Below are 19,680 nucleotides of genomic sequence, written 5' to 3'. Positions count from 1 at the left end.
CTATCGGAGCCCGCCATGGCCACGCTGATCCTGCAAACCGCCGGGGCGGCGGCCGGTACGGCGCTGGGGGGCCCGATCGGCGGGATCATCGGCAGCGCCCTCGGGGCGGCGGCGGGCTCCGGCATCGACGCCGCCCTGTTCGGAGGGCTGGCGGGCGGGCGCGCGGTCGAGGGGCCGCGCCTCTCCGACGTGGCGGGGCTCAGCTCCGGCGAGGGCGATCCCATCCCGCGGGTCTACGGCCGGGCCCGCATCGGCGGCACCCTGATCTGGGCGACCCGGCCCCTGGAGGTGGCGAGCACCGCCGCTGCCAGCGCGGCCGGCGGCAAGGGCATCGGCGGCGGCAAGGTCAAGCGGACGAGCTACGCCTACTTCGTCGATCTCGCCATCGGCCTGTGCGAGGGCCCGGTGGCGGGCATCCGGCGGGTCTGGGCGGACGGGCGCGAGCTCGACCTGACCACGGTCACCCTCCGCCTGCATGTCGGCGACGCGGACCAGGCGCCGGACCCGCTCATCGTCGCCAAGGAGGGAGCGGCGAACGCGCCCGCCTATCGTGGCCTCGCCTACGTGGTGTTCGAGCGCCTGGCGCTCGCCGCGTTCGGCAACCGGATCCCGCAATTCGCCTTCGAGGTGCTGCGCCCCGTGGCGGGCCTCGCCGGGATGATCCGGGCGGTCTGCCTCATCCCCGGCTCCACCGAGTTCGGCCTCGACCCGCTGCGCGTCACCGAGGAGGCGGGCTACGGCACGACCCGCCCGGCCAACCGGTTCCAGCTGCAGGCGGGCACCGACGTGACCGCCTCCCTCGACGCGCTCCAGGCGCTCTGCCCGCGGCTGGCCCGCGTCTCCGTGGTGACGAGCTGGTTCGGGGACGACCTGCGCGCCGGGCGCTGCACCCTCGCGCCCCGGGTGGACAACGCCGCCAAGGTGACGAGCGGCGACGTCTGGTCGGTGGCGGGCCTGCGCCGCGACCAGGTGGCGCCCGTCTCGACCGGCCCCGGGGGCGGCCCGGCCTATGGCGGGACGCCCTCGGATGCGGGCCTGACCCGCCTGGTGGCCGACCTGCGCCGGCGCGGCCTCGCGGTGGTGCTCTACCCCTTCGTGATGATGGACGTGCCGGCGGGCAACGCCCGGCCGGACCCGCGCGACCCGGCCGCCGCCGGCCAGCCGGCCTATCCCTGGCGTGGGCGCATCACCTGCGACCCCGCCCCCGGGCAGTCGGCGAGCCCGGACGGCAGCGCCGCGGCCGGCGCGCAGGTCGCGGCCTTCCTCGCGCAGTATCGTCCGTTCGTGCTGCATTACGCGACCCTGGCGGCCGCCTGGGCCGCGGCGGGGAATCCGCTCGCCGGCTTCATCCTCGGCAGCGAGTTCGTCGGCCTCACCCGGGTGCGGGCGGAGGCGGGCCGCTACCCCGCCGTGGAGGGCTTCCGCAGCCTGGCGACGGCCCTGCGCCAGCGCCTCGGCCCGGACGTCAAGCTCGTCTACGCCGCCGACTGGACGGAATACGGCGCCGACGTGCGCGACGGCGGTGCCACGGTCCGCTTCCCCCTCGACGCGCTGTTCGCGGACCCGGCCATCGACGCGGTGGGGATCGACTACTACCCGCCCCTGACCGACTGGCGCGACGGGGACGCCCATGCCGACCTGGCGCTCGCCGATTCGATCTACGACCCGGCCTACCTCAAGGGCCAGCTCGGGGCCGGCGAGGCCTTCGACTGGTCCTATGCCGGCGAGGCCGACCGGGCGGCGCAGGTCCGCACCCCGATCACCGACGGGCGCTTCGCCAAGCCCTGGATCTTCCGGGCCAAGGACCTCGTGGGCTGGTGGGCGAACCCGCACGTCGAGCGGGACGGCGGTCTCGAGACCGGCGCGACGGCCTGGGTGCCGCGGGGAAAGCCGATCTGGCTCACCGAGATCGGGGTGCCGGCTGTGGACAAGGGCACCAACGGCCCCAACGTCTTCCCCGACCCGAAATCCGCCGAGAACGCCCACCCGCCCGCCTCGCGCGGCAGCCGCGACGACCTGATCCAGGTCCGCGGCCTCGCGGCGATCCTGGGGCGGTTCGACGCCGGCCTGCCCGGCTTCGAGGCCGCCCACAACCCGGTCTCGCCGGTCTATGGCGGGCCGATGGTGCCGGCGGACGGGATCTTCGTCTGGTGCTGGGACGCCCGGCCCTACCCGGCCTTTCCCGACTTCGACACCGTCTGGGCCGATGCCGGCAACTGGCCGGTGGGACACTGGATCGGCGGTCGGATCGAGGGGCTGGAGCTCGACCGGCTCGTCGCCGCGATCCTGGCCGATCTCGGGATCACCGTGCCGGCCGCCATCACCGCCGACGCGACCCTCGACGGCTACGTCATCGACCGGCCGATGTCGGCCCGGGCGGCCCTGGAGCCCCTGGCGCAGCTCTACGGCCTCGACGTCTCCGCCGCGGCCGGCACGCTGATCGTGCGCGGTCCGCGCCGGGCCGTGCCCCTGCCCCTCGCGACGGACGACCTTGTGGTCCTGCGCGACGCGGAGGCCCCCCTGGCCCGGGTCCGGGCCGAGGAGGCGGAGCTGCCGCGCTCCCTGGCGATCGGCTTCACCGACGGCGAGACCGCCGAGTACCGCCGGGCGAGCGCCGCCGCGACCCGGCCGACCGGCCGGCGCCGGCGCGAGACCCGGATGGAGGCCGCCGTGGTGACCCGGCGCGCCTGTGCCGAAGCCCTGGCGGAGGCCGCCCTCGACGCCGCCCTCGCGGCCCGCGACACCGCGCGCTTCACCCTGAGCCCGCGCCGGATCGACCTGGCGCCGGGCGACCTCCTGGCCCTGCCGGGGGAGCGCCTGCCGCACCGGATCCTGCGCATCGCCGACAGTCCGCGCGGACGCACGATCGAGACGCGGGGCGTCCCCCTCCAGGGCCGGGCGCCGCGCGCGGGCGAACCGGCCGGATCGCGCCCGCGCCGGGCGGTGCCGGCCCTGGCCGGGCCGCCCTTCGCCGTCGCCCTCGACCTGCCGGCCGACCGCGGCACCCCGACCGCCCTGCAGGCGCTGGCGGTGACGGCCGACCCCTGGCCCGGGCCGATGGCGATCTGGCGGGCGGAGGGCGAGGACGCCCCGCTGGTGCCGCAGGCCTTCGTCGACCACCCCGCCTGCCTCGGCGAGACCCTGGCGCTGCTGCCGCCCGGCCCGCTCTGGCGCTTCGACCGGGGCACGGCCCTCACGGTCCGCCTGCGCCATGCCGGGGACCTCGAGGCCATCGGCGAGGCGGCGGCCCTGGCGGGCGGCAACCTGTTCGCGGTGCGCAGCGCCGGGGACGGGGCGATCGAGCTGATCGCGACCGCCGGCGCCACGCTGGTGGGACCGGACACCTACCGGCTCACCGGGCTCCTGCGCGGGCTTGCCGGCAGCGAGGCGCAGGCGGGGCGCGCGGCCCCGGTCGGCAGCCTGATCGTGCGCCTCGACGGGGCGGTGGTGCCCCTGGTCGAGCGCCTCGACGAGGCCGGCCGGCCGTTCCGCTACCGCATCGGCCCGGCGGCGCGCGATCCGGCCGATCCGGCCACCGTCGCGCTGCGCGCCACGGCGGGCCTCACCGCCCTCCGCCCCTTGCGCCCCGTCCACCTCCGGGCGCGGCGGGCGCCGGGGGGCGTGCGCCTCGCCTGGATCCGTCGGGCCCGGCGCGACGGCGATTCCTGGGACGCCGTCGAGGTCCCGCTGGAGGAGCCCGAGGCCTACCGGGTCACGGTCTACGCCGCCGGGGGCCGGCCCCTCCGGACCCTGACCGCGGACCGCGCGGACCTCCTCTACGCAACGGCGGACGAGGCGGCGGATTTCGGCGCACCCCAGAGCCACCTCGACGTGGCGGTGGCGCAGGTCGGCGCGGCGGCCGGGCCCGGCCCCGAGGCCCGGGCGCAGGTGCCGGTGGAGCCCGCCTGATCCCGCGATTCCCCCCAGTCCCGAGAAGCCCGGAGCCGGACGATGCCCGAGACCACCCCGACCTTGGCGCTGCCGCTGATCGCGGCCGGCCAGGCCCAGAAGCACGTCACCCACAACGAGGCCCTGATCCAGCTCGACGCCCTCGTGCAGCTCGCCTGCCGCGACAAGGACCTCGGCGCCCCGCCGGCCAGCCCCGCCGAGGGCGACCGCTACCTCGTTCTGAGCGCCGGTCCGACCGGGGCCTGGACCGGCCTGTCCGGCCAGATCGCCCAGTTCCAGGACGGGCGCTGGCGGGGCCTCGCGCCGAAACCGGGCTGGCTCGCCTGGATCCTCGACGCGGACGAACTCTACGTCTTCACGGCGGCCGGATGGGTCGGGTTCCGTAGCACCCTCCGGCAGCTCCAGACCCTGACCCGCCTCGGCATCGGCACCACGGCCGACGCCGCCAACCCCTTCGCGGCCAAGCTGAACACCGCCCTCTGGACCGCCCTGACGACGGCCGAGGGGGGAACCGGCGACCTGCGCTACACCCTCAACAAGGAGGCGCCCGGCAACGTGCTCTCCCTGCTGTTCCAGAGCGCCTTCACGGGACGGGCCGAGATCGGGCTGTCGGGCAACGACGATCTGACGATCAAGGTCGCGCCCGACACCGGCGGATTCCGGGAGGCGCTGCGGGTCGACCGGGCGACGGGCCGGGTCGACCTCGCCGGGCCGCTCCCCGCCCCCCTCCTCGGGGCGCCGGCCCTCCGCCTGACCCAGGACCTCGCCACGGCAGCCGCTCCCGACGGCAGCCGATTGGCCGGCGGCCTGACCATGCAGGCGTCGAGCGGGGGCCTGTCCTGGACCGTTGCCGGCCTCGCCGGAACGGGCGGAACGTCGGGCGGCTTCCCGGGGGCCTCGCGGTCTTCGTCAAGCCGGCGGACGGCACCCGCGCCGGCGCTTTGCGCGAGGCGGCGCGCTTCGGACCGGACGGCAATCTCGGCCTCGGCACCAGCACTCCCGCGACGACGCGGCTCGGGGTCGCGGGCATCATCGCCCACACCGCCGACAACAGCTGGAGCCTCGGCACGCCGGCGCTGCGCGCCTCGGTGCTCTACGCCGGAACCGGGGCGATCAGCACCTCCGACGCCCGCGAGAAGACGCCGGTCGCTGCCCTCTCGCAGGCCGAGATCGCCGCCGCCCGCAGCCTGGCCCGGGAGATCGGCACCTTCCGGTTCCATGACGCCGTGGCGCGGAAGGGGGACGGGGCCCGGCGCCACGTCGGCCTCACCGTCCAGCGCGCCGTCGCGATCCTGGAGGCCGAGGGTCTCGATCCCTTCGCCTACGGCTTCGTCTGCCGCGATGCCTGGCCGGCGGTCGCCCCGCAGGATGCCGTCGCGGGCACGGAGGCCGTGCGCGACGCGGACGGCACCACGATCGCGCCGGCCGTCCCGGCGCGGGCGGCGTGCCCCGGACGCGAGGCCGGCGAGCGCTACGGCTTCCGCACCGACCAGCTGCTGCTGTTCCTCGCCCGCGGCCTCGAGGCCCGGCTCACCGCCCTGGAGGCGGCCGCCGGTCCCTGATCCGCGTGGTCGCGGTCAGCGCAGGTATCCCGCCGCCCGCAGGTCGGCCTCGACCGCCGCGCACAGGGCGGCCAGCGGGTTGTCGTTCTGGGCGGCGGGCGGCGTGACGGGCCGCATGGGTGGGAAAGCCAGATCGGGCGGGAAGGCCGGATCAGGCGGAAAGGCCAGATCGGGCGGCTGGGTCGGCTGTTCCCGGGCGATGTCGCCGGTCTCGGCCTCGCGTCGCAAAGCAGCCGAGATAAGCTTTCGCAGCATGTCCGCCTCCCGATCCGGCCGCCTGTCCAAGTAGCGCGCCAGTTATCGCGCAAGTCTAGTCATCAATCAATCAACCGGAGACAGGGCATGAACCTCAGTGCCATCGGCGAAGCCGTGCTCATCGCGCGGGAGGGGCGCCGCCTCACGGCCTATCGCGACAGCGTCGGGATCTGGACCATCGGCATCGGCCACACCGCGGCGGCCGGGCCGCCCCTGGTGACGCCCGGCCTGCGCCTGAGCGAGGCGGCCTGCGACGCCCTCTTCCGCCGCGACGTCGCCCGCTACGTCCGGGCGGTGGACGACGACGTCCGAGACGCCTTGCCTGACCCCTTGCCCGAAGCCTTGCCCGACCACGCCTTCGACGCCCTGGTCTCGCTCTGCTTCAACATCGGCCCGTCGGCCTTCGCGCGCTCCACCGTCGTCCGGCGCCTGAGGGCCGGCGACCGCGACGGCGCCGCCGCGGCGATCCTGCTGTGGAACCGCCCGGCCGCGCTGATCCCGCGGCGCAGCGCCGAGCACGACCAGTTCGTGACGCCCTACGACCGCGCCCTGCCGCGGGCGCGCCGGAGCGACGCGGCACAGGTTCCCGCGCCGAGTCCCCTGGCGCCGTCCCTTCCTGCATCCCTTGCCCCGTCCCTGCACCCACCCCTGCCCGCGCCGCGCCGAACCGTGCCGCGCGTCCCGCCGCTACCGAGCCGCGGCCCCGACCCGGCCCCCGATCCGGCGCCCGGGCGGCCCGTCACCCTGGCTCGCCTGTGGGCCAACCTCCGCAACCGCCTGCGCGGCGGCCCCTGAGGGCCGGTCTCCCCGCCCTCGCTTCGATGTCCCCACCGATGGAGTCCGCGATGTTCCGATACGTCCCCGTGACCGTGCGCGCTTGCCCCTTCGCCGCCGCGAGTCTCGCCCTCGCCCTCGCCCTCGCCCTCGCGGCGCCCTCCGCCGCGTCGGCCGCATCGCCGACCGCCGCCGTCACCGTCCCCTGGGGCGATGCCCTCGCGGCGGCCATCCAGGGCATCGGCAGCGTGGTGGTCCCCCTCGCGGTCACCGCCCTGATGGCGGCCCTGGCGCGGATCGCCGGTCCCCTGCGGGTGCTGATCACCGCCAGTCTGGTGGAGCATCTGGTGCGCAATGCCGGCGCCTACGCGGTCAACGCGGTGGCGGGGGCGGCGCAGGGCCGCACGCTGACGGTCCCGGTGGGATCGCTGGTGATCGCGGGGGCCGTGCAGCGCGGCCTCGACGCGGCGCCGGGCTGGCTGATCCAGGCCGCGGGCGGCGTGGACGGCCTCGGCGAGAAGGTGTTTCGCAGCCTCCCCCTGGCGGAAGAGGCGACGGTCGCCAACACACTGGTGCCCGCGCTCCGGGCGGCGCGGATGCCCCGGCCGGCCTGACCGACCGGTACCTTCGCGGGCGGGGGGAGTCTCACGAGGGAGGGGGCCTTGCAGAAGATTGCCCTGGAAGCCGCGCACCTGCTCGTCTCACAGGAAGGCGCGGGATGGATCGTCGCCGTCCTCCTCGGCCTCGCCTGCTTCCATCTCCACCGGGAATCGATGCGTGCCCAGGAGGCGCGCCTCGGGACACCGGCGCCACCGCGACCGCCCTCGAGCGGGCCTCGCAGAGCCATGCGGCCGTGGCGGCCGCCCTGGAGAGCCGGACCCGGGTGCTGGACGACCTCGCGCGCGTCATCGCCGAACTCGCCCGCAGCGTCGAGCGCAACGACGAGCGCGCGCGGGAGAAGCTGGACGACATCCTGCGCCGGCTCACCGAGACCCGGCCACGCCCCTGAGGACACGCCATGGACCGCCTTGCCTTCCTGCTGAATCGCCGCCGCGACCGCCGCCGGGTGGCGGCCCTGCGCCTGCACGCCGCCCGGGCGGGGTTCGACCGCTCGTCCCTGGCCCTGCGACGGGCGGCCCTGGCGCATATCGACGGCCAGGCCCTGGTCGGAGCGACGCTGCGGGCGACCCTCGCGCGGCTCGCCGCCCAGGGCCCCGGGCCGGCCTGACCCGCCCGCCCCCGGGAGACCGGCGGGAACCGAATGGCCGAGGTTGGGCTTGGCTCCGCATTCAGGGCACATTCAGTGCATCCTCCCTAGACATCGTCCCATGCGCATCCTCCTCGCCCTGGTGTTGATCGGACTAACCGTCGCGGGCTTCGCGACGGGCTCCATCGACACGTTCGCGGAGGAGACGACGGCGGGGACCGGGGCGATCGTCGCGCCGCTGGCCGCCATCCCGCGCAGCGAGACCTGCCTCAGCCCGGCGGACCTGCGCGAGGCGGTGGCGGACAAGCGGGTGATCGCCCCGGTGGCGGCCATCCGCGCCGCCCGCCAAGTGATCCCCCGGGCCGAGATCCAGCGGGCGCGCCTGTGCCGGAACGACGAGACCCTCGTTTACCTGCTCACCGCCCTGCGCCGGGACGGCCAGTTCGTCCACGTCGTCGTCGACGCCACCACCGGGCAGGTCAGCGGTCCGTGAAGGGCTTTCGACCGGAAGCCGTTTCGCGCCGGCGCGGAGACGTCTAACGTGCGGGCCGCGCCGACCCGCGGGTCCAGGCCATCATCGTAGGAGTTCGGGACCGTGCGGTTGCTCGTCGTGGAGGATGACCGGGACATCAACCGGCAGGTGGTGAACGCCCTCGAAGAGGCCGGCTACGTCGCCGACAAGGCCTTCGACGGCGAGGAGGGCGGCTATCTCGGCGAGAACGAGCCCTACGACGCGATCATCCTCGACATGGGCCTGCCCAAGACCGACGGCGTCAGCGTGCTGCAGAAGTGGCGCCGGGCCGGCATCAAGACCCCGGTCATCATCCTCACCGCCCGGGACCGCTGGTCGGACAAGGTCGATGGCTTCGATGCGGGGGCCGACGACTACGTCACCAAGCCCTTCCACATGGAGGAGTTGATGGCCCGCGTGCGCGCCCTGCTGCGGCGCGCAGCCGGGCACGCCACCAGCCAGATCGCCTGCGGGCCGGTGGTGCTCGACACCCGCTCCGGCCGCGTCTTCGTGGATGGCAACCCGGTCAAGCTGACCAGCCACGAGTACCGGCTGCTCTCCTACCTGATGCATCATACCGGCCGGGTGGTCTCGCGGGCCGAGCTGACGGAACACCTCTACGACCAGGATTTCGACCGCGATTCCAACACCATCGAGGTCTTCGTCGGCCGCCTGCGCAAGAAGCTCGCCGTCGATCTGATCCAGACCGTGCGGGGCCTCGGCTACCTCGTCGATCCCAACCAGCCCGCGCCGCGGGTGTGATCTCAGCAGGCTCCGGCAAGGTCGGTCCGCGCGAAGCCGTCGCCGTTGAAGTGCAAGAGGGCGGTATGGATCTCGGCCATCGCGTCGGCGAAGCAATCGCCCATGTTGGGTTGGGCCGGGTGCCCCGTTCCCTTGCCATACCGGGCGGAGGCCGCGATCGCCTGCCTGCCGCTTGGGGGGATCGCCACCAGGGCCGACGCGTCGACAAACATCAGGCATCACCGCTGATTTCGTCGTAGACAGCCTTGTCGGCTTCGAGCCCGCTCGGTGGATAGGAAGCGATACGCTCCTGTATCAGCCGAATCCGCTCACGCAGGCTGAACGTCTCGGCATCGCGTCGCAATGGGTTGCCGACGGCGAGCTTGAGGGCGTCGGTGAGAGCAATGCCCTTTCGCTCGGCGCGCATGCGCACGAGCCGATCGGCTTCGGGGTCGCGGATGTGGAGTGTCATGGTCGAGTCTTCGCCCCTCTCCGCGCATTCTGCGATCCTGGGATCACGGACGGCCATCCGAGCCGGCTTGCGAAGTCTCTTGCAAAGTCTCTTGCGAAGCCTCTTGAAAAGCCCCTCGCAAAGCGCCTTTCGAGACGTCTGGCGTAACGCATTCGCCAGGCGCGTCGGCATCCGCACACGCGAGACGGCCCCCGATGTGTACGGAACGTCGCCACCCTGTCTCTATCAATCCGTCGCGCGGCCGGGGGCATTGCGCAAAGATCAGACATCGACGACGGACGCCGCATGATCCCCTCCCCCTCCTGGCTCCCGATGCGCCGCCGCTCGATCGCGGTGCGCCTCGCCACCTCGGCCTTGCTGGCGAGCTCGGCGATCCTGCTGATCGCCGCCTGGATCCTCACGACCCTGTACCGCGAGAACACCGAGCGGGCCTTCGACAGCCGCCTGCTGGTCTACGCCAACAACCTCGCCACCGACCTCGTCTCGCCCAACGACCCGGAGAGCCGCTCCTTCACCCTGAGCGATCCGCGCTTCGACCTGCCCCTGTCGGGCTGGTACTGGCAGATCGGCCGGCCCGACGCGAAGCCGCGCGACCTGCGCACCTCGCGCTCCCTGGTGGGCGTGCCCCTGAAGGCGGCCGGCACCCCCGACACCAAGGCGGGCATCGGCCAGATCCGCCAGGGCTACGGCCGGGCCCAGGACGAGCGCCGCCTGCGCATCATCGAGCGCGACGTCGATCTCGGCGAGGAGGGCCGCTACACCGTGCGGGTCGCCGGCCCCGCCGACGAGATCGAGAACGACGTCGACCGCTTCCGCTTCTCGCTGATGGTCACCTTCGGGCTCCTCGGCCTGTCGCTCGCCCTGACGACCCTGCTGCAGATCCGCTTCGGCCTCGCGCCGCTCGCCAAGCTGCGCACGGCGCTCGGCGCCATCCGGCGGGGTGAATCGGACCGCATCACCGGCGAGTATCCGCGCGACATCGCCCCCCTGGCGGGCGAGGTGAACCTGCTGATCGAGACCAACCGGGAGATCCTGGAGCGGGCGCGGACCCAGGTCGGAAACCTCGCGCATGCCCTGAAGACGCCGCTCTCGATCATCGTCAACGAGGTCGGCGCCGCCGATGCGCCCGGGGAGCTCGCCGCCAAGATCCGCGAGCAGGCCGCGGTGATGCGCGACCAGGTGAACTACCACCTCGACCGCGCCCGGGCCGCGGCGCTCGCCGGCACCCTCGGCACCTCGACGGAGGTCGAGCCGGCGCTCGCCGGCCTCGTGCGCACCTTCGGCAAGATCTACCGCGACAAGGACATCGCCTACGAGGTCCACGTGCCCGCCGGCCTGCGGTTCCGGGGCGAGCGCCAGGACTTCGAGGAGATGATCGGCAACCTCGTCGACAACGCCTCGAAATGGGCCCACGGCCGCGTGGCGATCCGCGCCGAGGCGGTGGGCAAGAACGATTATCCCCACCTTCTCGTGGCGATCGAGGACGACGGACCGGGCCTCGCCCCGGAGGACCGGGCGGACGTGCTCGGCCGCGGCCGCCGCCTCGACGAGACCAAGCCCGGCTCCGGGCTCGGCCTCTCCATCGTGGCCGACCTCGCGGCGCTCTATCGCGGCCGCTTCCGCCTGGAGGAGGCGACGCTGGGCGGCCTGCGGGCGGTGATCGAGGTGCCGGGCGATGCACCGGCCGGCGTAGCCCCGCACTGAGCCGCGGGCCCGCCGACGGTCGCGCGCCGGCGTGCGGGCGGCCGATCGCCGGCCGGGATCGCGGCGCCCGGTTTCCCCGCCCGCCGTCATGCTCTAGGGTTGCGCCCTCCCCCCGAAGTGCTGCGCGTGACACCGTGTCGCCCGAGGCTCGCATCGTGCCGGCGGGAGCCCGCGTCTACATGCAAGCGGGGCAGCGTTCGGGGCGTGATGACGGCACTTTGGTTCATACTGGCGTTCATGACCGGCGCGGCGGTGTTCGCCCTGCTCTGGCCGATGTCGCGCCGGGCCAATCCCGCCGCTCCGCCGGAGGGCGGTGGCCTCGCCACTGAGACGGGCTTCTACGAGGACCAGCTGCGCGAGATCGAGCGGGACGAGGCCCGCGGCCTGATCGCGGCCCCGGAGGCGGAGGCCGCGCGCACCGAGGCGGCCCGGCGGCTTCTGCGTGCCAACCGCGCCGGCGTCCCGGCCGCCCAGGACATCGCCGAGCCGGCCTTGCGCCAGCGCCGGGCGGCCTCAGCCTTCGCGCTCTCGACGATCCCCCTGGTCGCGCTCATCGCCTACGGCCTCTACGGATCGCCCCACATGCCCTCCCAGGGCCAGGCCGAGCGGGCGGCGGCCCAGAACGGCGACCAGGACCTGCTCAAGGCCATCGGCCAGATCGAGGCGCGGCTCGCGGCCGACCCCACCGACGGTCGTGGCTGGTTCGTGCTCGCCCCCGTCTACATGCGCATGGGCCGCTTCGACGACGCCGCCCATGCCTACGAGGCCGCCACCCGCATCCTCGGCGAGAGCGCGCAGCGCCTGTCCGACTGGGGCGAGGCCCTGGTGGCGGCGGCCAACGGTGCCGTCACGCCCCAGGCCAAGGCCATCTTCCAGCGCGCGGTCGAGATCGACGGGCAGGTCGCCAAGCCGAAATTCTACCTGGCGCGGGCGGCCGAGCTCGACGGCGACATTCCCCAGGCGGTCCAGCGTCTCCAGGCCATGGCCGACGCGGCGCCGGCCGACGCGCCCTGGCTGCCCCTGGTGCGCGAGAACCTGGCGCGCCTGAAGGGCGAGGCCGCGCCCGGCCAGACGAAGGCGCCCGAGCCCGGCGCCGCGGCCGCCCTCCAGGCCCTGCCCCCGGCGAGCCGCGACGGCGCCATCCGGGCCATGGTCGACAGCCTCGACAAGCGCCTGGCCGACCGGGGTGGAAGCCTGGAGGACTGGCTCCGCCTGGTGCGCTCCTACGGGGTGCTTCAGGAACGCGACAAGGCGAAGGACGCCCTGGAGCGGGCGCGCAAGGCGCTCGGCGACGATCCCGAGGCGAAGACCCGCCTCGACGCGATCGCCGCCGAAGCCGGTCTGGCAGGAACTCCCACGGATCCGGCCGCGGCCACGCCCGCGCCGTCCGCCTCTTCCACGAAGACTGGGACCGCCTCCGACGAGGCCGCCCGAGCCGGCACGGAGGCCGCCGTCGCGGCCGTGAAGGCGATGCCGGCGGCCGAGCGCGACGCCGCCATCCGCGGCATGGTCGCGGGTCTCGATCGCCGCCTGGCCGCCAAGGGCGGCAGCGTCGACGACTGGCTGCGGCTCATCCGCTCCTACAGCGTGCTCGGCGAACGCGAGCGCGCCCTGCAGGCCCTCGATCGGGCCCGCATGGCCTTGAGCCCCGACGCGGGGGCGATGGAGCGCCTCGGCGAATTGTCGCGCGAGCTCAGCCTCCAGCCCAGCGCGAAGCCGGGCAATGCGGCGGCAAGACCCTAGCCCCTGACAATCGGTCCCGGCCCCGGCCCTTGACCCGGGTGGCGCCCCGGCCGACACCGGAGGCTGCAAGAAACCCCGCCCGGAGGTCCGGCGCGGGACGCGCCCCGCCCCATCGTCCGAGCCATCAACCGGGACCCTGCCCACGTGACCCGCAAGAGCCGCCGCCTGATCCTGATCGCCGCCTGCGGCGCCGTGCTGGCGCTGGCGCTCGGCCTGATCCTGTCGGCCATGAGCGGGTCGATCGTGTTCTTCCGTTCGCCCACCGAGGTGGCCGCGCAGACCGTGGCCCCGGGCACGCGCTTCCGCCTCGGCGGCCTGGTGAAGGACGGTTCGCTCCAGCGTGGCCCGGACCAGACCGTCGACTTCGCGGTGACCGACACCAACGCCACCATCGCGGTCCAGTACCGCGGCCTGCTGCCAGACCTGTTCCGCGAGGGCCAGGGCGTGGTCGCCGAGGGCACCCTGCTGCCGGGCGGAATCTTCCGGGCCGACACGGTTCTGGCCAAGCACGATGAATCCTACATGCCGCGCGAGGTCGCCGACGCCCTCAAGGCGCAGGGCCGGTGGCAGGAGGGCAAGGGCATGGTCGACAAGCCCGCCGCGGCCGCCCCCGAGACCAAGACGGGCTCTGAGACCAAGACGGCCTCCGAGACCAAGACGATCTCGGAGACCAAGACGGCCGCCGGCGACAAGACCCTCGGCCAGCGCAGCGAGCGATGATGCCGCGCGCGCCCCGGCCGGTTTCCCTTCGGCCCCGCGTCCCGCGGCACATCCTCCCTTGGAAGGACACCCCGCCTTGCTGATCGAGGTCGGCCATTTCGCGCTCGCCCTGGCGCTCGCCCTCTCCCTGGTCCAGGCGGTCATGCCGGTCTGGGCTGCCCGTTCGGGCGACCAGGCCCTGCGGGCCGTGGCGACGCCAGCCGCCCTCGGCGCCTTCGCCTGCATCCTGTTCGCGTTCGGGGCGCTGACCTACGCCCACGTCACGTCGGACTTCTCGGTCCTCAACGTGATCGAGAACTCCCACACGGCGAAGCCCTTCCTCTACAAGATCTCCGGCGTGTGGGGGAACCACGAGGGCTCGATGCTGCTCTGGGTCCTCATCCTCGCCCTGTTCGGGGCCCTGGTGGCGGTGTCGCGCGAGTCCGTGCCGCCGACCCTGCGGGCGAACACCCTGGCGGTGCAGGGCCTGATCACCTTCGTGTTCGTGCTGTTCATCATCACGACCTCGAACCCGTTCACCCGGGTGAGCCCGGCCCCGGTGGAGGGCAACGACCTCAACCCGCTGCTCCAGGATTTCGGCCTCGCGGTGCACCCGCCGCTCCTCTACGTCGGCTATGTCGGCTTCTCGATCACCTTCGCCTTCGCCATCGCAGCGCTGATCGACGGCCGCATCGACGCGGTCTGGGCCCGGGCCGTGCGGCCCTGGACCCTGATCGCCTGGAGCTTCCTGACGCTCGGCATCGCGATGGGCTCGTACTGGGCCTATTACGAGCTCGGCTGGGGCGGCTGGTGGTTCTGGGATCCGGTTGAGAACGCCTCGCTGATGCCTTGGCTCGCCGGCACCGCCCTCCTGCACTCCACCGTGGTGATGGAGAAGCGCGACGCCCTCAAGGTCTGGACGGTGCTGCTGGCCATCCTCACCTTCTCGCTCTCGCTGCTCGGCACCTTCATCGTGCGCTCGGGCGTGCTGACCTCGGTCCATACCTTCGCCACCGACCCGACCCGCGGCGTCTTCATCCTGGCGATCCTGATCCTGTTCATCGGCGGCTCGCTCACCCTGTTCGCCTGGCGGGCGCCGATGCTGCGCCAGGGCGGCATCTTCGCGCCGATCTCCCGCGAGGGCGCGCTGGTGATGAACAACCTGTTCCTGGCCGCCGGCTGCGCCACCGTCTTCGTCGGCACCCTCTACCCGCTGCTGCTGGAGATGCTGACCGCCGAGAAGATCTCGGTCGGGCCGCCCTTCTTCAACTACACCTTCGTGCCCCTGGCGATTCCGCTGCTGCTCATCGTGCCCTTCGGCCAGACCCTGGCCTGGAAGCGCGGCGACGTGCACGCGGCGACCCAGCGCCTGTTCGCCGCACTGGCCGCCGCGCTGGTGGTCGGCCTCGCCGTGACGGCCCTGACCTGGGGCGGCCCGATGATGGCCCCCGTGGGCATCGGCCTTGGCGCCTACCTCGTCATCGGCTCCGCCATGGAGATCGTGTCCCGCGCCCGCGGCTATGGGAACAACCGCGCCCGGGGTGCCGCGATCTGGCGCCGCGCCGCCGGCCTGCCGCGTTCCGCCTGGGGCACGGCGATGGCCCATGCGGGCGTCGGCGTCGTGGTCCTGGGCATCGCCGCCCAGGGCTGGGCGACGGAGGGGCTGAAGACCCTCAAGCCCAGCGAGTCCCTCGCCTCCGGCCCCTACGTGGCGACCCTCGACCGGGTCGGCCCGCGCACCGGGGAGAACTACGCCGAGACCACCGCCTTCCTGACCATCCGCAACGCCGGCGGCGATTTCGTCGGCACGGTGGAGACCGGCAAGCGGTTCTATCCGAGCCGGAAGATGACGGTGACGGAATCCGGCCTGCTTACCATCGGCGCGAGCCAGGTCTATGCCAGCCTCGGCGAAGTCCTCCCGGAAGGCGCCATCGGGCTGCGGCTCTACTACAAGCCCCTCGTGCTGCTGATCTGGCTCGGCGCCGTGGTGATGGCCCTCGGCGGCGCGATCTCCCTCACCGACCGGCGCATGCGCGTCGGCGCCCCGGCGCGGGCACGGGCCAAGCCCGTCCCGCCCCGCATGGCCCCCGCCGAATGAGCCGGGTCGCGCGCCTCCCGCGCCTCGCCCTGGCGCTCGGCCTGACGCTGGCCGACGCCGGCAGCGCCCTGGCGGTGCAGCCGGACGAGGTGCTGAAGGACCCGGTCCTGGAAGCGCGGGCGCGGGACATCTCGTCCGGCCTGCGCTGTCTCGTCTGCCAGAACCAGTCCATCGACGATTCCGACGCGCCCCTCGCCCGGGACCTGCGCCTCATCGTGCGCGAGCGCCTGACCGCCGGCGACGACGACCGGCAGGTGCAGGCCTACGTGGTCGGGCGCTACGGCGAGTACGTGCTCCTGCGCCCCGTCTTCGCCCTGCACACCCTGCTCCTGTGGCTGACCCCGGTCGCGGTGATCGGTCTGGGCCTGTTCGGCCTCTGGCGCCTGTCCCGCCGCCGCCCCGACGCGGCTGCCGCAAGCCTCAGCGCCGAAGAGCGGGCGGAGATCGCTGCCCTGACCCGGCGGGACTGAGCCAAGCCGGCGAGAAGCCGCGCTGGCCGTCGACGTCGATCCCGCCCGCCTCCGCGACGCGGCCTCTAAGGATCGGGGTGCGCGGCGCCCGCGCCGACGCCTCGCTTTCGCCCCAGTGCGGCACGAGACAGGCCCCTGGCGACGGATCCCGCAGCCGGCGCAGCTTTACGAAGTCTTTACCCTGACTTGCGAGCGTCCCGTGCCATGCCGATCGCCTCGCTTCCCCGCATCGCCGCCCTGGCCGGAGCCGCCCTCGTGGCCGCCCTGTCCGCGCTCCCCGCACAGGCGCATCCCCACGTCTGGGTGACCACCATGGCCGAGATCGCCTATGGCGAGGGCGGCCGCGTGACGGGTGTCCGCCACGCCTGGACCTTCGATGCCTCGTACTCGGCCTTCGTGACCCAGGGGCTGGACAAGAACAACGACGGCAAGCTGACGCCGGACGAGCTCGCGGGTCTCGCCGCCGAGAACACCGCCAACCTCGCCGAATTCGCCTACTTCACGAAGATGAAGGTCGGCGGCAAGGAGCAGGCCTTCACCGATCCCGTCGAGCCCCGCATGGCGATGGAGGGCGACAAGCTGACCCTGAGCTTCCTCCTGCCCTTGAAGTCGCCGGTGGCGCAGGGCCGCGGCGTGACGGCCCTGGAGGTCTACGACCCGACCTTCTTCGTCGCCTTCAGCCTCGCGGAGGGTGCGGATGCCGCCCGCCTCGCCGGAGCCCCGGCCGGCTGCGCCGCCACCCTCACCCGCCCCAAGACCGAGACGCCCGACGCCAAGACGGGCGATGCCAAGACCGGCGAGACCAAGCCTGGCATGTCGGAGGCGTTCTTCGAGGCGCTGACCTCGGCCTCGAACTACGGCCTCCAGTTCGCCAACCGGATCATCGTCGCGTGTCCGTAGGCAGCGCCCTTGACGCCGCCCGCCCGGACGGGCGGTCCCGCCTCGCCCGGCAGGTCCTCCTCGTCCTGGTGGCCGCCGCCCTCGCGACCCTGATCGTCGCCGGCCTCGCCTGGCTGGTGAGCCCGAGCGTGACCGCGCCGCCGCCGCGCTCGCCCTTCGGAATCGGTTTCCGCGAGGCCGCCCCGTCCGCCACCGGCCTCGGGGGCCGGATCCTCGCCCTGCAGGCGAGCTTCTCCCGCAGCCTCCAGACCGCGGTGCAATCCCTGAAGGCGGGGGGCGCCTGGGGCCCGATGATGCTCCTCGGCTTCGCCTACGGCGTCTTCCACGCCGCCGGGCCGGGCCACGGCAAGGCGGTAATCGCCGGCTACATCGTCGCCGGCGAGCGGGCCCTCACCCGCGGCTTCAGCCTCAGCTTCGCCGCCGCGCTGCTCCAGGCCCTGGTCGCCATCGCCCTCGTGGGCGTCGGGACCCTGGTGCTCGGCGCCACCGCCGCGGGCATGACCCGCGCCGGCACGGTGATCGAGACGGTGAGCTTCGCCCTCGTGGCGCTCCTCGGCCTCAGCGTGACCTGGCGCAAGGCCGACCGCTTGGCAGGGCGCTTGACAGGGCACACCGATCCAGCTTGCGCCCCCGGCTGCGGCCACGTCCACCTGAACGATGCCGCGGCCCTGGCCCGGCTCGAGTCGTGGCGCGAGCGCGCCGGCGTCGTGCTGGCCGCGGGCACGCGCCCCTGCGCCGGGGCGGTGCTGATCCTGGTCTTCTCCGCCTCGCAGGGCCTGCTGGCCGCCGGCATCGCCGCGACCCTGGCCATGGCCCTTGGCACCGCGCTGACCACCGGCACGCTGGCCAGCCTCGCGGTCTTCGCCAAGGCCTTCGCCCTGCGCCTCGCGGGCGGACGCGGACAGGCCGGGGCGCTCGCGGTCGGCGGGCTCGAACTCCTCGCCGGTGCCTTCGTGCTGGTGCTCGGCCTCGCCATGCTGGCCGGGCTCGCGGCCGACCTCGGCGGCTGAACCCCTCAGCAGACCTTCCCGCGCAGACCTTCCCTCGCCAACCCCGCGAGGCCGTGGCACTCTCGCGCTCCGAAGACGGAGAGAGCGCGGGCATGGCGGCAGGCTTCGAGCATATCCTGAACTGGCGGCTGCTGGCCGGCTCGCACGACTTCCCCGGCCCGGATGGGGGCACCTGTATCAACGAGGCGGCGATCGTGGCCGCCGGCCTGCCCTACCGGGCGATCCGCGCCTCGGCCGATTGCCCGCCCTGCTTCTCGCCGCCGCTCGCCGCCTACGCCCTCGGCCTGAACGACGGCATGCCCGATCCCGGGCGGCCGCGCCTGATGGCCTTCGTGCTGCGCCTCTCCGGCTCGGCCGACACCCCGGCCGTGGAAGCCGAGCGTGTCGCCTTCCTCGCCCTGGCGAGCGTCCGGCGAATTCTACCGCCGCTCCTCGATCTGGCGGGCCTGCCCACCCTCGCCGCCGCCTGCGACGGGGCCGGGGATGCGGAGCGGGCCCAGGCCGTCGCTCGGGCCGCCGCCTCGCAGGGCGGTGCGCAAGCGCAGGAAGCCTCGCAGCGGGGAGCCTGGGCGCAGGGCGCCCGTGCCGCGGCGGTCGCCCGGGCCGCCATCGCCGCCGGGAAGGCCTTCGCGGATGCGCGCTGTGCGGCCGAGGTCGCGGAGGGCGCCGCGCCCTTCGTGACGGAAACCTGGGCGAACGCGGTGACGATCCTCGACGAGGCGCTGGAGATTGGGCGCCGGGCGGCGCCCCTCGAGAGGGCGCTGGTGCAGCGGCGCCTGGACGCCGCGCGGTCGGGGTCGGTCTAGGGTCTGTCAGGCTCATCTTGAGCCCGACAGACCCTCAAGTCCTGTCTTGAGGTTTGTCGTTTCGGGATACCCGGTTCCCACTGATCCCCGACAAACTCCAGAGCCCGGCTCAGACCGGAACGGGCGCCGCCATCGGGTCGAAGGTCACGGTCTGGCAGTTGTCGAGCCAGACGCCCGTCAGGTGATAGAAGAAGGTGCCGTGGCCGACCACCGCGATGCTGCGCTCGGGCCGGGCCGCGAGCCAGTCGCGGAAACCGAGGACGCGGGCATCGAAGAGGGGGCGCGGCTCGATATGCACACCGCGGGCGTCGGGCTCGCCCTCGGCATGCCACCAGATCTCCGGCAGGTGGTCGACGGCGACGTCCGGGAACTCGGCGGCCAGCACCGAGGCGGCGCGGCCGACATCGCAGCTGCTCTCCTGGCACTCCCGGTGCAGGACCTCGACGAGGATGCGCGGGCGGCTCGGATGGTCGCCAAAGATGCCCTTGGTGGTCTGGATCGCCCGGGTCAGGGGCGAGGTCACGACGAGGTCGAAGGGGATGTCGTGCAGGGCCGCCCGGGCCGCACGGACCTGTCCCTGGCCCCGCTCGGTCAGCCGGGCGTCGACGTGGCCGGGGTCCTGGCCGGTCAGGCGGTGTGCGGCGTTGAAGGTCGATTCGCCGTGGCGGACGCAGACGATGCGGGTGGGGGCCATACGGGTCCGGTTTCGCTGGGATGGAAGAACGGCGTGCGGGCGACAACCCCGCGAGGCGGGCCATCGTTGCGCGGCGCGTCAGGGCACCGCGCCAACGAAAAAGGCCCGGTTGCCCGGGCCTCGAT

General features: G+C 73.8%; 20 protein-coding genes and 1 pseudogene. 17 read left to right on the top strand and 4 right to left on the bottom strand.

Annotated elements, in window-relative coordinates; all coding sequences use genetic code 11:
• Positions 1-15 precede the first annotated feature (15 nt).
• The 3 genes and pseudogenes from CRT23_RS16025 to CRT23_RS29140 all read left to right on the top strand — a co-directional run bounded on the left by CRT23_RS16025 (position 16) and on the right by CRT23_RS29140 (position 5,471).
• Positions 16-3,909 carry a glycoside hydrolase/phage tail family protein gene (locus CRT23_RS16025; protein WP_103710486.1) on the top strand — a complete coding sequence of 1,298 codons (3,894 nt, stop codon included), beginning with the start codon at positions 16-18 and terminating at the stop codon, positions 3,907-3,909.
• 42 nt (positions 3,910-3,951) lie between these two features.
• A pseudogene (locus CRT23_RS29145) lies at positions 3,952-4,224 on the top strand (DUF2793 domain-containing protein); the annotation flags it as partial.
• A gap of 626 nt (positions 4,225-4,850) precedes the next feature.
• Positions 4,851-5,471, top strand: a complete 621-nt coding sequence (locus CRT23_RS29140) for a tail fiber domain-containing protein (protein WP_245436285.1) — start codon at positions 4,851-4,853, stop codon at positions 5,469-5,471.
• Positions 5,472-5,486: 15 nt separating this feature from the next.
• Here CRT23_RS29140 and CRT23_RS28885 read toward each other — a convergent pair whose 3' ends face one another.
• The gene (locus tag CRT23_RS28885) at positions 5,487-5,726 is read right to left on the bottom strand and encodes a hypothetical protein (RefSeq protein WP_210202084.1); all 240 of its coding nucleotides are present in this window, start codon (positions 5,724-5,726) and stop codon (positions 5,487-5,489) included.
• An 87-nt stretch (positions 5,727-5,813) separates the two neighbouring features.
• Here CRT23_RS28885 and CRT23_RS16015 point away from each other — a divergent pair, with 87 nt between their 5' ends.
• The 6 genes from CRT23_RS16015 to CRT23_RS15990 all read left to right on the top strand — a co-directional run bounded on the left by CRT23_RS16015 (position 5,814) and on the right by CRT23_RS15990 (position 8,980).
• The gene (locus CRT23_RS16015; RefSeq protein WP_103710485.1) at positions 5,814-6,521 is read left to right on the top strand and encodes a lysozyme; all 708 of its coding nucleotides are present in this window, start codon (positions 5,814-5,816) and stop codon (positions 6,519-6,521) included.
• 50 nt (positions 6,522-6,571) lie between these two features.
• Positions 6,572-7,114 (top strand): hypothetical protein, encoded by a 543-nt coding sequence (locus CRT23_RS16010; protein ID WP_245436283.1) that lies wholly within the window; start codon positions 6,572-6,574, stop codon positions 7,112-7,114.
• 239 nt (positions 7,115-7,353) lie between these two features.
• Positions 7,354-7,509: a hypothetical protein gene (locus CRT23_RS29135; protein WP_245436281.1), complete on the top strand. Its 156-nt coding sequence runs from the start codon at positions 7,354-7,356 to the stop codon at positions 7,507-7,509.
• A gap of 9 nt (positions 7,510-7,518) precedes the next feature.
• Positions 7,519-7,728 (top strand): hypothetical protein, encoded by a 210-nt coding sequence (locus CRT23_RS16000; RefSeq protein WP_055946027.1) that lies wholly within the window; start codon positions 7,519-7,521, stop codon positions 7,726-7,728.
• A gap of 100 nt (positions 7,729-7,828) precedes the next feature.
• On the top strand, positions 7,829-8,200 hold the full coding sequence (locus CRT23_RS15995) for a PepSY domain-containing protein (RefSeq protein ID WP_055946030.1): 372 nt from the start codon (positions 7,829-7,831) through the stop codon (positions 8,198-8,200).
• Between the two features lie 102 nt (positions 8,201-8,302).
• Positions 8,303-8,980: a response regulator transcription factor gene (locus CRT23_RS15990; protein ID WP_055946034.1), complete on the top strand. Its 678-nt coding sequence runs from the start codon at positions 8,303-8,305 to the stop codon at positions 8,978-8,980.
• Positions 8,981-8,982: 2 nt separating this feature from the next.
• On the opposite strand, the gene CRT23_RS15985 is transcribed toward CRT23_RS15990, so the two are convergent.
• Positions 8,983-9,192: a hypothetical protein gene (locus CRT23_RS15985; protein WP_103710484.1), complete on the bottom strand. Its 210-nt coding sequence runs from the start codon at positions 9,190-9,192 to the stop codon at positions 8,983-8,985.
• The gene (locus CRT23_RS15980) at positions 9,192-9,431 is read right to left on the bottom strand and encodes a type II toxin-antitoxin system VapB family antitoxin (protein WP_103710483.1); all 240 of its coding nucleotides are present in this window, start codon (positions 9,429-9,431) and stop codon (positions 9,192-9,194) included. Before CRT23_RS15980 ends, CRT23_RS15985 begins: the two co-directional genes overlap by 1 nt.
• Before the next feature lie 285 nt (positions 9,432-9,716).
• Between CRT23_RS15980 and CRT23_RS15975 the strand changes: the two genes are divergently transcribed.
• The 8 genes from CRT23_RS15975 (at position 9,717) to CRT23_RS15940 (ending at position 18,861) form a co-directional block, all read left to right on the top strand.
• Positions 9,717-11,135, top strand: coding sequence for a sensor histidine kinase (locus CRT23_RS15975; protein ID WP_103710482.1), 1,419 nt, complete (start codon positions 9,717-9,719; stop codon positions 11,133-11,135).
• Positions 11,136-11,342: 207 nt separating this feature from the next.
• On the top strand, positions 11,343-12,878 hold the full coding sequence (ccmI, locus tag CRT23_RS15970) for a c-type cytochrome biogenesis protein CcmI (protein ID WP_103710548.1): 1,536 nt from the start codon (positions 11,343-11,345) through the stop codon (positions 12,876-12,878).
• Positions 12,879-13,022: 144 nt separating this feature from the next.
• Positions 13,023-13,598, top strand: a complete 576-nt coding sequence (gene ccmE, locus CRT23_RS15965) for a cytochrome c maturation protein CcmE (RefSeq protein ID WP_103710481.1) — start codon at positions 13,023-13,025, stop codon at positions 13,596-13,598.
• A gap of 76 nt (positions 13,599-13,674) precedes the next feature.
• Positions 13,675-15,675, top strand: a complete 2,001-nt coding sequence (locus CRT23_RS15960) for a heme lyase CcmF/NrfE family subunit (protein WP_103710480.1) — start codon at positions 13,675-13,677, stop codon at positions 15,673-15,675.
• Positions 15,672-16,145 (top strand): cytochrome c-type biogenesis protein, encoded by a 474-nt coding sequence (locus tag CRT23_RS15955; protein WP_103710479.1) that lies wholly within the window; start codon positions 15,672-15,674, stop codon positions 16,143-16,145. Before CRT23_RS15960 ends, CRT23_RS15955 begins: the two co-directional genes overlap by 4 nt.
• A gap of 204 nt (positions 16,146-16,349) precedes the next feature.
• Positions 16,350-17,045 (top strand): DUF1007 family protein, encoded by a 696-nt coding sequence (locus CRT23_RS15950; protein ID WP_103710478.1) that lies wholly within the window; start codon positions 16,350-16,352, stop codon positions 17,043-17,045.
• A complete protein-coding gene (locus CRT23_RS15945) occupies positions 17,036-18,055 on the top strand; it encodes a nickel transporter (RefSeq protein WP_103710477.1) in 1,020 nt (339 codons plus the stop codon). Before CRT23_RS15950 ends, CRT23_RS15945 begins: the two co-directional genes overlap by 10 nt.
• Before the next feature lie 92 nt (positions 18,056-18,147).
• Positions 18,148-18,861 (top strand): hypothetical protein, encoded by a 714-nt coding sequence (locus CRT23_RS15940; RefSeq protein WP_103710476.1) that lies wholly within the window; start codon positions 18,148-18,150, stop codon positions 18,859-18,861.
• A 109-nt stretch (positions 18,862-18,970) separates the two neighbouring features.
• Here CRT23_RS15940 and CRT23_RS15935 read toward each other — a convergent pair whose 3' ends face one another.
• The gene (locus CRT23_RS15935; protein WP_103710475.1) at positions 18,971-19,555 is read right to left on the bottom strand and encodes a histidine phosphatase family protein; all 585 of its coding nucleotides are present in this window, start codon (positions 19,553-19,555) and stop codon (positions 18,971-18,973) included.
• Between the last annotated feature and the right edge of the window lie 125 nt (positions 19,556-19,680).

It is taken from the genome of Methylobacterium sp. V23, assembly GCF_002917135.1.
In the GTDB taxonomy this organism is placed as follows: Bacteria; Pseudomonadota; Alphaproteobacteria; order Rhizobiales; family Beijerinckiaceae; genus Methylobacterium.
The sequence above is the reverse complement of the archived record's forward strand: the minus strand, read 5'-3'. Positions and strand labels throughout refer to the sequence as shown.

Excerpts from the sequence above, each read along its gene's own strand:
- ccmI (WP_103710548.1), top strand. The coding sequence starts at position 11,343 with ATGACGGCACTTTGGTTCATACTGGCGTTCATGACCGGCGCGGCGGTG.
- CRT23_RS16025 (WP_103710486.1), top strand. The coding sequence starts at position 16 with ATGGCCACGCTGATCCTGCAAACCGCCGGGGCGGCGGCCGGTACGGCG.
- CRT23_RS16000 (WP_055946027.1), top strand. The coding sequence starts at position 7,519 with ATGGACCGCCTTGCCTTCCTGCTGAATCGCCGCCGCGACCGCCGCCGG.
- CRT23_RS15980 (WP_103710483.1), bottom strand. The coding sequence starts at position 9,431 with ATGACACTCCACATCCGCGACCCCGAAGCCGATCGGCTCGTGCGCATG.
- CRT23_RS16015 (WP_103710485.1), top strand. The coding sequence starts at position 5,814 with ATGAACCTCAGTGCCATCGGCGAAGCCGTGCTCATCGCGCGGGAGGGG.
- CRT23_RS15955 (WP_103710479.1), top strand. The coding sequence starts at position 15,672 with ATGAGCCGGGTCGCGCGCCTCCCGCGCCTCGCCCTGGCGCTCGGCCTG.
- CRT23_RS15935 (WP_103710475.1), bottom strand. The coding sequence starts at position 19,555 with ATGGCCCCCACCCGCATCGTCTGCGTCCGCCACGGCGAATCGACCTTC.
- CRT23_RS15950 (WP_103710478.1), top strand. The coding sequence starts at position 16,350 with ATGCCGATCGCCTCGCTTCCCCGCATCGCCGCCCTGGCCGGAGCCGCC.
- CRT23_RS16010 (WP_245436283.1), top strand. The coding sequence starts at position 6,572 with ATGTTCCGATACGTCCCCGTGACCGTGCGCGCTTGCCCCTTCGCCGCC.
- CRT23_RS15975 (WP_103710482.1), top strand. The coding sequence starts at position 9,717 with ATGATCCCCTCCCCCTCCTGGCTCCCGATGCGCCGCCGCTCGATCGCG.
- CRT23_RS28885 (WP_210202084.1), bottom strand. The coding sequence starts at position 5,726 with ATGCTGCGAAAGCTTATCTCGGCTGCTTTGCGACGCGAGGCCGAGACC.
- CRT23_RS15985 (WP_103710484.1), bottom strand. The coding sequence starts at position 9,192 with ATGTTTGTCGACGCGTCGGCCCTGGTGGCGATCCCCCCAAGCGGCAGG.
- CRT23_RS15995 (WP_055946030.1), top strand. The coding sequence starts at position 7,829 with ATGCGCATCCTCCTCGCCCTGGTGTTGATCGGACTAACCGTCGCGGGC.
- CRT23_RS15940 (WP_103710476.1), top strand. The coding sequence starts at position 18,148 with ATGGCGGCAGGCTTCGAGCATATCCTGAACTGGCGGCTGCTGGCCGGC.